General features: G+C 64.1%; 9 protein-coding genes. 5 read left to right on the top strand and 4 right to left on the bottom strand.

Annotation, left to right across the window (positions count from 1 at the left end; genetic code table 11):
* Positions 1 to 20: 20 nt before the first annotated feature.
* From H3V53_RS19225 to recG, 3 genes are all read right to left on the bottom strand, one after another.
* Positions 21 to 155 (bottom strand): hypothetical protein, encoded by a 135-nt coding sequence (locus H3V53_RS19225; protein ID WP_336599333.1) that lies wholly within the window; start codon positions 153 to 155, stop codon positions 21 to 23.
* 187 nt (positions 156 to 342) lie between these two features.
* The gene (locus H3V53_RS19230) at positions 343 to 1,302 is read right to left on the bottom strand and encodes a LysR substrate-binding domain-containing protein (RefSeq protein WP_054919037.1); all 960 of its coding nucleotides are present in this window, start codon (positions 1,300 to 1,302) and stop codon (positions 343 to 345) included.
* A gap of 125 nt (positions 1,303 to 1,427) precedes the next feature.
* Positions 1,428 to 3,656, bottom strand: coding sequence for an ATP-dependent DNA helicase RecG (gene recG / locus H3V53_RS19235; protein WP_336599334.1), 2,229 nt, complete (start codon positions 3,654 to 3,656; stop codon positions 1,428 to 1,430).
* Positions 3,657 to 3,894: 238 nt separating this feature from the next.
* Between recG and queA the strand changes: the two genes are divergently transcribed.
* The 5 genes from queA to secF all read left to right on the top strand — a co-directional run bounded on the left by queA (position 3,895) and on the right by secF (position 9,897).
* Entirely contained in the window at positions 3,895 to 4,956 is a 1,062-nt protein-coding gene (gene queA, locus H3V53_RS19240) for a tRNA preQ1(34) S-adenosylmethionine ribosyltransferase-isomerase QueA (RefSeq protein ID WP_336599335.1), read from the top strand.
* A gap of 82 nt (positions 4,957 to 5,038) precedes the next feature.
* Entirely contained in the window at positions 5,039 to 6,226 is a 1,188-nt protein-coding gene (tgt, locus tag H3V53_RS19245) for a tRNA guanosine(34) transglycosylase Tgt (RefSeq protein WP_336599336.1), read from the top strand.
* A gap of 201 nt (positions 6,227 to 6,427) precedes the next feature.
* Positions 6,428 to 6,757, top strand: coding sequence for a preprotein translocase subunit YajC (gene yajC / locus H3V53_RS19250; RefSeq protein WP_012401902.1), 330 nt, complete (start codon positions 6,428 to 6,430; stop codon positions 6,755 to 6,757).
* A gap of 119 nt (positions 6,758 to 6,876) precedes the next feature.
* Positions 6,877 to 8,928: a protein translocase subunit SecD gene (gene secD / locus H3V53_RS19255; RefSeq protein ID WP_054919032.1), complete on the top strand. Its 2,052-nt coding sequence runs from the start codon at positions 6,877 to 6,879 to the stop codon at positions 8,926 to 8,928.
* Between the two features lie 18 nt (positions 8,929 to 8,946).
* Entirely contained in the window at positions 8,947 to 9,897 is a 951-nt protein-coding gene (gene secF / locus H3V53_RS19260; RefSeq protein ID WP_054919031.1) for a protein translocase subunit SecF, read from the top strand.
* Between the two features lie 110 nt (positions 9,898 to 10,007).
* Here secF and H3V53_RS19265 read toward each other — a convergent pair whose 3' ends face one another.
* Positions 10,008 to 11,285 (bottom strand): MFS transporter, encoded by a 1,278-nt coding sequence (locus tag H3V53_RS19265; protein WP_336599337.1) that lies wholly within the window; start codon positions 11,283 to 11,285, stop codon positions 10,008 to 10,010.
* Positions 11,286 to 11,663 lie beyond the last annotated feature (378 nt).

The following is an 11,663-nucleotide window of genomic DNA, read 5'->3' on the forward strand; positions in this document are numbered from 1 at the left end:
CTGCAGTGCCTTCCAGACGATCAGGCGGCCAGCGCGCGGTCGACGAGCAGCGCAAACGCGACGGTCCGGAAGCTGGACGCGGCGTGACTGGCGGATGCGGCTTGCTGCGACGAAGCGGGAACAGACGGGACCAGCGGTGACGTGGATGGCTGCATGACTTCCTCCGGTAGTTGTGTCGGATCTCGGTAATCCGTGGAGGAAATCTTATTAAAAACTATCGGATCAAGCGATTTGATTGATTTTATTAATTCGATAGCTTTTTGACCCGGCGTGGGTCTGAAACGCCGCGGGTGGCGGCGCGGCGGCAGCCTCCAAGGCCGCGCGCCGCGATTCGCTGGGCTGTCAGTTGACGGCCGCGGGAAGATCGAGCTTCCTCACGCCCGGCAGATCGCAGGCGGCGATCGCATCGCAGATTGCGTCGATGGCGGGCATTCGCGTGAAGCTCTTGCGCCAGGCCAGCACGACGCGGCGATCGGGCACGGGTTCGTCGAACGGCACGTAGCTGAGCAGCCCCGAATCGACGCCGCCCGCGTGCGGCTTCACTTCGTGCACCGACATGCGCGGCAGCACCGTGATGCCGACGCCGCTTGCGACCATATGCCGGATCGTTTCCAGCGACGAGCCTTCGAACGTCTTCTGAATGCCGTCGGCATTCTGCGAAAAGCGCATTAATTCGGGACACACGCCGAGCACGTGATCGCGGAAGCAATGGCCGCTGCCGAGCAGCAGCATGGTTTCCTGCTTCAGATCGCCCGGGTCGATCTTGTTGCGCGACTCCCAGGCGTGACCCGACGGCAGCGCGACGACGAACGGCTCGTCGTAGAGCGGGCGCAGCATCAGGCCCGTTTCCGGAAAAGGCAACGCCATGATCGCGACGTCGATTTCGCCCTGCTTGAGCAGTTCGATCAGCTTGAGCGTGTAGTTTTCCTGCAGCATCAGCGGCATCTGCGGGACGCGCTTGATCATCTGCTTGACGAGCGTGGGCAGCAGATACGGCCCGATCGTGTAGATCACGCCCAGACGCAGCGGCCCGACGAGCGGGTCTTTGCCCTGCTTGGCGATTTCCTTGATGGCGAGCGTCTGTTCGAGCACCCGCTGCGCCTGCGTGACGATCTGCTCGCCGATCGGCGTGACGCTGACTTCGCTCGTGCCGCGTTCGAAAATCTGCACGTTCAGCTCGTCTTCGAGCTTTTTGATCGCGACCGACAACGTCGGCTGGCTCACGAAACAGGCTTCTGCCGCGCGGCCGAAATGGCGCTCGCGCGCCACCGCGACAATATATTTCAGTTCTGTGAGGGTCATTGGGGACCAATCAGGGCGATAGATTCGATAGGTTTCTGTTATACACCTATGGGGCCAATTCGCCAACCATCAAGCCCTATCAGGCGTTGTGCGGCGCGGAAACGCTTCCATTGCGCCGCGCTTCGCTACGCCTTCAGGTACCGTTCGCGCGTGTTCAGCCAGCGCAGAAGATGTTGCGTGACGACGTTCGGGTACTGCGCGAGCAGCGTCCCCGCCGCCTCGCGCGCCGGCTCGATCAGCCAGCCGTCGTTTTCGAGGTCCGCGAAACGCAGCATCGCAGCGCCCGACTGCCGCGCGCCGAGAAACTCGCCGGGACCGCGGATTTCGAGGTCGCGCCGGGCGATCTCGAAGCCGTCGGTGGTTTCGCGCATGGTTTGCAGACGGGCGCGCGCCGTCATCGACAGCGGCCCGGTGTACAGCAGCACGCACACCGACGCCGCACTGCCGCGCCCCACGCGCCCGCGCAACTGGTGCAACTGCGCGAGGCCAAAGCGCTCCGCATGCTCGATCACCATCAGCGACGCGTTCGGCACGTCGACGCCCACTTCGATCACCGTCGTCGCGACCAACAGCTGCACTTCGTTGCGGCTGAACGCGTCCATCACGGTGGCTTTCTCGACGGGCGTGAGCCGCCCGTGCACGAGCCCGACCTTCAGTTCCGGCAGCGCGGCGACCAGCGTTTCATAGGTTTCGACGGCCGTTTGCAGCTGCAGCGTCTCGCTTTCCTCGATCAGCGGACAGACCCAGTACACCTGGCGGCCGGTGAGCGCCGCCTCGCGCACGCGGCCGATCACTTCGTCGCGGCGCGCGTCGGAGACGAGCTTGGTCAAAATCGGCGTGCGGCCGGGCGGCAGTTCGTCGATGGTCGAGACATCGAGGTCGGCGTAGTACGTCATCGCGAGCGTGCGGGGGATTGGCGTGGCCGACATCATCAGTTGATGCGGCTGAAAGTCGCGCGCGCCGTCGGCGGCGTTTTGCGCCTTGGCGCGCAGCGCGAGCCGTTGCGCGACGCCAAAGCGATGCTGTTCGTCGACGATCACGAGGCCAAGCCGCGCGAATTCGACAGCGTCCTGAATGATCGCGTGCGTGCCGATCACGAGTTGCGCGGCGCCGAGCGCCGCGGCTTCGAGCGCGCTGCGCTTTTCCTTCGTTTTCAAACTGCCCGCGAGCCACGCGACTGTCACGCCGAGCGGCTCCAGCCAGCCGCGCAGCTTGCGCGCGTGCTGTTCGGCGAGGATTTCTGTCGGCGCCATCATCGCGGCCTGATATCCGGCGTCGATGGCCTGCGCGGCGGCCAGCGCGGCCACGATGGTCTTGCCGCTGCCGACGTCGCCCTGCAACAGACGCTGCATCGGATGCGGCTGCGTCAAATCGTGCGCGATCTCGCCGCAAACGCGTTGCTGCGCGCCCGTCAGCGAGAACGGCAGCGCCTTCAACAGCCGGGTGACCAGCGATGCTTCATTGGTCGGCGCCGCACGCGGCATCACGGGCGCGGCGCGCGTGCGGCGCTCTTCGTGCGCGCGCTTGAGCGACAACTGCTGCGCGAGCAATTCCTCGAATTTGATGCGCGTCCATGCGGGATGCGTGCCGTCGATCAGCGCCGTTTGGTCGGAATGCGAATTGGGATGATGCAGCGTGCGCACTGCGTCCATCAGCGGCGGCACGTCGAGCGGCTTCAGATACTGCTGCGAGACGGGCTCCGGCAGCAACTCGGGTAACGACGTACGCGACAACGCGTTGTCGATCGCCTTGCGCAAATACGCTTGCGACACGCCCGCCGTGCTCGGATACACGGGCGTGAGCGCCTGCGGCAGCGGCGTGTCTTCATCGACGACACGCACGGCCGGATGCACCATCTCCATGCCGAAGAAGCCGCCGCGCACGTCGCCGCGCACGCGCAGCCGCACGCCGACCGCCATCTGCTTGACCTGCGAGCCGTAAAAATTCAGAAAGCGCAGGATCAGTTCGTCGCCCGCGTCGTCGCGCATTTTCACCAGCAACTGACGGCGCGGGCGATACGCGATCTCGTTGTCGTACACGACGCCTTCCGTCTGCGCGATGCCGCCCGGCAGCAACTCGCCGATCGGCATCAGCGAGGTTTCGTCCTCGTAGCGCATGGGCAGATGCAGCACCAGGTCGATGTCGCGCGTGAGACCGAGTTTGGTGAGCTTGTCGGCCGTTTTGGCGACCGTCGCTTTTTTCGCCGCCGGCTTCTTCGCGGCGGGCGCCTCCGGCGATTCCGATGGACCCGGCGCGCCGCTCACGTCCGCGCCCGCCTTGCTCCGCGCGGCGCGGCGCTTTTTCGGGGCGCCGTCGTCGGTATCGAGGGGTGAACGGGTGTCGGACAAAGGCATGAGTCGCTTCGCAAGTACAATAGGGGCTTTAGACGTTTTGCGGCCAGCGCGCGCCCGTCGGACGCTCAGGCGTGGCCGCTGCGGCAATGTCCCGCAATCATAGCCGCTCGACGGGCGCTGTCGAAGCCGACAGCGTTCGAGTTTCGCTTCCAGCGGGCGGCGCCCCTGCGCTTGCACCACAAGCCGAACCACAAGCCGTACCAGAATCAGTACCGCATCAAGACCGCCTCAGATCCGCATGTTCACGCTTTCCGATTTCGATTTCGATCTGCCGCCCGAGCTGATCGCACAAGTCGCGCTGCCCGAGCGCAGCGCCAGCCGTCTGCTCGAAGTCAACGGACAGACGACGCCCGCGTCGTTCAAAGACCGCCACTTTGCCGAACTGCCCGACTGCATCGAGTCCGGCGATCTGCTCGTGTTCAACGATACCAAAGTGTTGAAGGCGCGCTTCCTCGGCCAGAAGGCCAGTGGCGGCAAGATCGAAGTGCTGGTCGAGCGTCTGACGGGCGAGCGCACGGTCCTCGCGCAGATTCGCGCGAGCAAGAGCCCGGGCGCGGGCACCGTGCTGCGACTCGCCGATGCGTTCGACGTGACCGTCGGCGAGCGCGTCGAGCCGTTCTATACGCTGCATTTCCCCGACGACTGCCTGACCCTGATCGAGCAGTTCGGCCGTCTGCCGCTGCCGCCGTATATCGAGCACGACCCCGACGCATTCGACGAAACGCGCTATCAAACGGTCTACGCGCAGAACCCGGGCGCCGTCGCGGCACCCACGGCGGGCCTGCATTTCGACGATTCGATCTTCGCGCGGCTCGATGAAAAAGGCGTCGAACGCGCGACGCTCACGCTGCACGTCGGCGCGGGCACGTTCCAGCCGGTGCGCGTCGAGAACATCGCCGAGCACAAGATGCACAGCGAGTGGTATCAGCTGCCGCAGACGCTGGTCGACAGGATCGCGGCGACCAAGGCGCGCGGCAACCGCGTAATTGCGGTGGGTACGACGTCGATGCGCGCGCTCGAAGCGGCCGCGCGCGACGCCGAACAGGCCGGACGGCCGCTTGCCGCGACCAGCGCCGAAACGGATATTTTCATCACGCCGGGCTATCACTTTCGCGTGGTCGACCGGCTGGTGACGAATTTCCATCTGCCGAAGTCGACGCTGCTGATGCTGGTGTCGGCGTTCGCGGGCATCGAGACGATTCGCGCGGCCTACCGGCATGCGATCGACGGGCGCTACCGCTTTTTCAGCTACGGCGACGCGATGCTGCTCACGCGCAACAACGACGCGCTTAACGCATAATCCCTCACTCGCCGCCGGCGCCGTCCGGCGGCGTTCATCAATTGCGCCGGACTGTTTTCCGGTCTGCATACGGAGTTCATCGATGACCGAAGGTCATAACCACGGCGCCTGTCTCGGCGACCACGTCCGCCCCGACAACGGCCTGAAATTCGAGCTGCTCAAAACCGACGGCCAGGCGCGCCGCGGCCGTCTGACGCTCAATCACGGCGTGGTCGAAACACCGATCTTTCAGCCCGTGGGCACGTACGGCACGGTCAAGGCGATCCAGCCGCGCGAGCTCGAAGAAATCCACGCGCAGATCATTCTCGGCAACACGTTCCACCTGTGGCTGCGCCCCGGCCTCGAAACGATCGGCGCGCACGGCGGCCTGCACGGCTTCATGGGCTGGAAACGGCCGATTCTCACCGATTCGGGCGGCTTCCAGGTCTTTTCGCTCGGCGATCTGCGCAAGATCACCGAAGATGGCGTTACGTTCGCGTCGCCGATCAACGGCGACAAGCTGTTCCTGTCGCCCGAAGTGTCGATGCAGATCCAGAAGGTGCTGAACTCGGACATCGTGATGCAGTTCGACGAATGCACGCCGTACGCGACCAACGGCGTGCCCACATCGCATCAGGACGCCGCCGATTCGATGCGCATGTCGATGCGCTGGGCGAAGCGCTCGATCGACGAATTCAACCGGCTCGGCAATCCGAATGCCCTCTTCGGCATCGTCCAGGGCGGCATGTTCGAAGATTTGCGCGACGAATCGCTGGCTGGTTTGTCGGAAATCGGTTTCCACGGCCTCGCGATCGGCGGGCTGTCCGTCGGCGAGCCAAAGGAAGACATGATGCGCGTGCTGAATCACATCGCCCCGAAGCTGCCCGCCGACAAGCCGCACTACCTGATGGGCGTCGGCACGCCGGAAGACCTCGTGGCGGGCGTCGCGGCGGGCGTCGACATGTTCGACTGCGTGATGCCGACGCGCAACGCGCGCAACGGCTGGCTGTTCACGCGTTTCGGCGACATCAAGATCCGCAACGCGACGCACAAGAACTCGCTGCGCCCGCTCGACGAGCAATGCGGCTGCTACACCTGCCGTCATTTCACGCGTGGGTATCTGCATCACCTGCACCGCGTCGGCGAAATTCTCGGCGCGCAGCTGAACACGATCCACAACCTGCACTACTACCTCGAGCTGATGCAGGAAATGCGCGACGCGATCGACGGGCAAATGTTCGACGCGTTCAGAAAGCTGTTCCACGAGAACCGGGCGCGCGGGACAGACTAGCGTCGAGGCAAACCGCGCTGGCGAGGTGCACTAAAACGCGTCCTCCCCCATAGCGCAGCAGACATTACAATTAACTTTCGGAATGTCGCCCTGGCTACTTGACATCCCGTCAGGAAAACCCGTTGCGGGTGCCGTCCCGTAAATGGCCGGTGGTAGAATAACCGGCTGATTTTTTTCGATTGTTATAACGGAGAGACCAACGTGTCGTTCATTTCCAATGCCTTCGCGCAAGGCAGTGCAGCAGGTGGCGCCGAATCGAGCCTGATGAGCTTCCTGCCGCTGATTCTGATGTTCGCGGTGCTCTACTTCATCATGATTCGCCCGCAAATGAAGCGCCAGAAGGAACACCGCAACATGCTCGCCGCCATGGCGAAGGGCGACGAAGTGGTGACGAACGGCGGCATCGTCGGCAAGGTGACGAAGGTCGGCGAAGCGTACGTTGGCGTCGAAATCGCGGAAGGCACCGAAATCACCGTGCAGAAGGCTTCCGTCACGACCATTCTGCCGAAGGGCACGCTGAAGTCGCTGTAAGGCCTGCTCTCTCGCGTCCGGCGCGGCCTCGCGCCGATCGAAGCCCATCCACGCTTCTGCCCGCCGCGCTCATCGCCGGACGCAGCGCTCTCAAGCCAACCTCCCGTTGGACCACCCCCATGAATCGTTACCCCCTCTGGAAGTATGCCGTGATGCTGGTGGCGCTCGTCATCGGCCTCGTGTATACGCTGCCCAATTTCTTCGGCGAAGCGCCGGCGGTGCAGGTGTCGAGCGGCAAGGCAACGGTGAAGCTCGATTCGGCGACGCTGTCGCAGGTCGAAGCGGCGCTCGCCTCCAGCCAGATCAAGCCCGACGACGTCACGTTCGACAATTCCTCGCAGAACGCGAACATCCGCGTGCGCCTGAAGGACACCGACACCCAGCTGCGCGTGAAGGATCTGCTGCAAAAGGCGCTCAATAGCGACCCGAATGATCCGCAGTACATCGTCGCGCTGAATCTGCAGAGCGCGTCGCCGCACTGGCTGACGGCGCTGCACGCGCTGCCCATGTACCTCGGTCTCGATCTGCGCGGCGGCGTGCACTTCCTGCTGCAGGTCGACATGGCGGGCGCGCTGAACAAGAAGCTCGACTCCGACGCCTCGGATGCGCGCACGCTGCTGCGCGACCGGAACATCCGCGACGGCGGGGTGAATCGCGTGGGCCAGTCGGTCGTGGTGAATTTCGCGGATCAGGACGTCGCTGAAAGCGCGATCAAGCAACTCCAGCAGGGCGTCACCGAACTGCAGTGGACCACGCAGCCGAACCCGTCCGGCGGCGTCCAGGCGGTGGGCACGTTCACCCCCGCCGTGCAGAAGACCGTGCAGGACGCGGCGCTCAAGCAGAACATCACGACGCTGCATAACCGCGTCAACGAACTCGGCGTGGCCGAGCCCGTGATCCAGCAGCAAGGTCCCGACCGCATCGTCGTCGAGCTGCCGGGCGTGCAGGACACGGCGAAGGCGAAGGACATCATCGGCCGCACGGCGACGCTCGAAGCGCGCCTCGCCGATCCGAACGGCCTGCATCCGAATCCGAACGATCCCGTCCCGCCCGGCGACGAACTCTTCACGCAAGGCAACGCCGTGCCCGTGCTGTTGCGCAAGGCCGTGATCTTCACGGGCGACCGCATCATCGACGCGTCGGCGGGCTTCGACGAGCATCAGCGTCCGTCCGTCAACATCCGTCTCGATTCCGCTGGCGGCCGCGCCGTGCGCAGCGTGTCGCGCGACAACATCGGCAAGCCGATGGCGATGGTGCTGTTCGAAAAGGGCAAGGGCGAAGTGCTGACGGTCGCGACGATCCAGTCGGAACTCGGCGACCGCTTCCAGATCACGGGCCAGCCGACGCCGCAAGCCGCGACAGATCTGGCCCTGCTGTTGCGCGCCGGTTCGCTCGCCGCGCCGATGGACATCATCGAAGAACGCACGATCGGCCCGAGCCTCGGCGCCGACAACATCAAGAAGGGCTTCGATTCCGTCGTGTACGGCTTCATCGCGATCGCCGCCTTCATGATCGCGTACTACATGCTGTTCGGTCTGATCTCGATGATCGCGCTGTCTGTGAACCTGCTGCTGCTGATCGCGGTGCTGTCGATGCTGCAGGCCACGCTCACGCTGCCGGGCATCGCCGCTATTGCGCTCGCGCTCGGTATGGCGATCGACGCGAACGTGCTGATCAACGAGCGCGTGCGCGAGGAACTGCGCAACGGCGCGCCGCCGCAACTGGCCATCCAGAACGGCTACGCGCACGCATGGGCGACCATTCTCGACTCGAACGTGACCACGCTGATCGCCGGCCTCGCGCTGCTCGCGTTCGGTTCGGGCCCGGTGCGCGGCTTTGCCGTCGTGCACTGTATCGGCATCATGACGTCGATGTTCTCGGCTGTGTTCTTCTCGCGCGGTCTCGTGAACCTGTGGTACGGCGGCAAGAAGAAGCTGCAGACGCTCGCGATCGGCCAGGTGTGGAAGCCCGCTGCCGCCGACGGCGCCGCGGCTTACCTCGACAGCGCGGACACGGAAACGGACACGGCGCGCGCCATCGCCGCGACGACGGCGCCCAAGCAAAAAGCCAAGGCAAAGTCGCCCGCGAATGCGCAAGCCCGCGCCGGCAAGCCGACGCTGCGCAACCGCAACGCGCCGGGTGGCACGAACAAGCCGGGTTCATCCCGCTGAGTCCCGGAGAAAGAGAACATGGAATTTTTCCGCATCCGTAAAGACATTCCGTTCATGCAGCGCGCGTTGGTCTTCAACGCGATCTCGCTGCTGACGTTCATCGCCGCAGTGTTTTTCCTGCTGCATCGCGGGCTGCATCTGTCCGTCGAATTCACGGGCGGTACCGTGATCGAAGTGCAGTATCCGGGCGCCGTGCCGCTCGAGCCCGTGCGCGACACGCTGACGAAGATCGGCTATGGCGACGCACAGGTGCAGAACTTCGGCACGTCGCGCGACGTGCTGATCCGTCTGCCGTTGAAGCAAGGCCTGTCGTCGGCGCAGCAAAGCGACCAGGTGATGTCGGCGCTGAAGGGTCAGGACGCGAATGCGAAGCTGCAGCGCGTCGAATTCGTCGGTCCGCAGGTGGGCAAGGAACTCGCCACCGACGGCCTGCTCGCGCTCGCCTGCGTGGTCGCAGGCATCGTGATCTATCTGTCGTTCCGCTTCGAATGGAAGTACGCAGTCGCGGGCGTGATTGCGAACCTGCACGACGTCGTGATCATTCTCGGCTTCTTCGCGTTCTTCCAGTGGGAGTTCTCGCTCTCCGTGCTGGCCGCCGTGCTCGCGGTGCTCGGTTACTCGGTGAACGAATCGGTGGTTATTTTCGACCGGATTCGCGAGACCTTCCGCCGCGAGCGCAAGATGAGCGTGATCGAAGTGATCAACCACGCCATCACCAGCACGATGTCGCGTACGATCATCACGCACGGCTGTACGCAGATGATGGTGCTGTCGATGTTCCTGTTCGGCGGCCCGACGCTGCACTACTTCGCGCTCGCGCTGACCGTCGGTATTCTATTTGGCATCTACTCGTCGGTGTTCGTCGCGGCGGCGCTGGCGATGTGGTTCGGCGTCAAGCGCGAAGACCTGCTGAAGGACAAGAAGGAACGCCACGATCCGAACGATCCGAACGCAGGCGCGCAGGTTTGAGCGAACGCGTCTAAGACGTTCCCTGCAGCAAGAACAAAGGCCGGTTCGAATGCGAACCGGCCTTTGTCGTTTAAGTCGTTTCGTTCTTACTTCATGTGCGCCAGCGGCTGTTATCTGAAGCCAAGTTTGCGGCGCGCCGCGATCAGCGCGATCACGCTCAGCACGGCGGCGAACATCAGATAGAAGCTCGGCGCGATTTTCGAACCGGTGGCCTCGATCAGCCACGCGATGATGAACGGCCCGAAGCCGCCGAAAATCGTCACCGCGATGTTATAGGCGAGCGACATGCCCGTCGTGCGTGTCTGCACCGGGAAAATCTCCGACAGCAAACCGGGCAGCGAACCGAAGTACGCCGTCATCAACGCGCCGAACACGATCTGCATCGCCATCAGCGTGCCGAAGGTCGGATGCGCGACGAGAAACGCGAACCCTGGCCAGATCAGCAGAAACAGCAGCACGGCGGGCACCAGCATGATGCGCACGCGTCCGTAGCGGTCCGACAGATGACCGACGACGGGCGAAAACACCAGCTGGATCACGCCGACCAGCGCGATCGCCGCGAACGCCACCGACGGCGCGAGACCCAGTTGCTTGATCGCGAAGGTCGGCATAAAGAGCACCAGATACGTCGACACCGTGCCGAGCACGACGATGCCCATGCCGACGAAGATGCGCGTCTTCTGGCTCGCGAACGTATCGCGGATCGGCGTGCTGGTCGTGGCGGCGGCGAGGAATTCGGGCGTCTCGTCGAGCTTCGTGCGGATGTACCACGCGACGGGCCCGATCAGCAGGCCGAAGAAGAACGGCACGCGCCAGCCCCACGACGCCATTTGTTCCGGCGACAGCCCGCCCGTCAGCACCACGCCGAACAGTGCCGCGAGCAGTGTCGTCAGGCCTTGGCTAGCGATCTGCCAGCTGGCGAAAAAGCCGCGCCGGCCCGGCACGTGCTCGGCGAGAAAGGCCGTTGCGCTGCCGAACTCGCCGCCCGCCGAAAAGCCCTGCATCAGCCGCGCGAGGACGAGAATCAGCGGCGCGGCGAGACCGATCGACTGATACGTCGGCAGCACGGCGATGATCAGCGTGCCCATCATCATCAACACAATGGACAGCGTGAGCGCGGCCTTGCGTCCTGCCCGATCAGCATAAGCACCGAGCACAATAGCACCGAGCGGGCGCATGAAGAACGACACGCCGAATGTGCCGAGCGTCAGCAGCAGCGAGACCGTCTCCTTGCCTGCCGGAAAGAACAGCTTCGAAATGACGACGGCGAAAAAGCCGTAGACGACGAGGTCGAACCATTCCAGCGCGTTGCCGATCGATGCGGCGACGACTGTGCGCCATGTGTCGGAGCGGCTTCGCGCCATGCTGGCGGCTATCGTTGAACTCATTGCGGATCTCCAGGTGACCTTATGCGCTGTGTATGCGCTGCTGCGCGTGCGCAGGTAATAGTTATGTGGCGCCATTTTTTCTGGATTCGGTGCGCGCGCAACCGATCGGGCGTCCATCGTTCACTATGTACCGGAAAAAATAAGTCCGCACGAGGGGTGTAAGTGCCAGGTAGGGGGTTGGCTGCCCTTTGCGAGGGCATCCGCGATTGCGCTTTCGTGGCGCGGGCGTTGCCGATGCGTGTTGCCCTTTGCTCGGGCATCCGCGTTGCGCCTTCGCGGCGCGGGCGTTGCCGGTGTGTGTTTGCCCTTTGCGTGCGCATCCGCGTTGCGCCTTCGCGGCGCGGGCGTTGCCGGTGTGTGTTTGTCCTTTGCGCGGGC

It is taken from the genome of Paraburkholderia bengalensis, from assembly GCF_037126505.1.
Classification (GTDB): domain Bacteria; phylum Pseudomonadota; class Gammaproteobacteria; order Burkholderiales; family Burkholderiaceae; genus Paraburkholderia; species Paraburkholderia bengalensis.

Bases quoted from the DNA above. Each gene is read 5' to 3' on its own strand.
- H3V53_RS19225 (WP_336599333.1), bottom strand. From the start codon at position 155: ATGCAGCCATCCACGTCACCGCTGGTCCCGTCTGTTCCCGCTTCGTCG.
- H3V53_RS19230 (WP_054919037.1), bottom strand. From the start codon at position 1,302: ATGACCCTCACAGAACTGAAATATATTGTCGCGGTGGCGCGCGAGCGC.
- recG (WP_336599334.1), bottom strand. From the start codon at position 3,656: ATGCCTTTGTCCGACACCCGTTCACCCCTCGATACCGACGACGGCGCC.
- queA (WP_336599335.1), top strand. From the start codon at position 3,895: ATGTTCACGCTTTCCGATTTCGATTTCGATCTGCCGCCCGAGCTGATC.
- tgt (WP_336599336.1), top strand. From the start codon at position 5,039: ATGACCGAAGGTCATAACCACGGCGCCTGTCTCGGCGACCACGTCCGC.
- secD (WP_054919032.1), top strand. From the start codon at position 6,877: ATGAATCGTTACCCCCTCTGGAAGTATGCCGTGATGCTGGTGGCGCTC.
- secF (WP_054919031.1), top strand. From the start codon at position 8,947: ATGGAATTTTTCCGCATCCGTAAAGACATTCCGTTCATGCAGCGCGCG.
- H3V53_RS19265 (WP_336599337.1), bottom strand. From the start codon at position 11,285: ATGAGTTCAACGATAGCCGCCAGCATGGCGCGAAGCCGCTCCGACACA.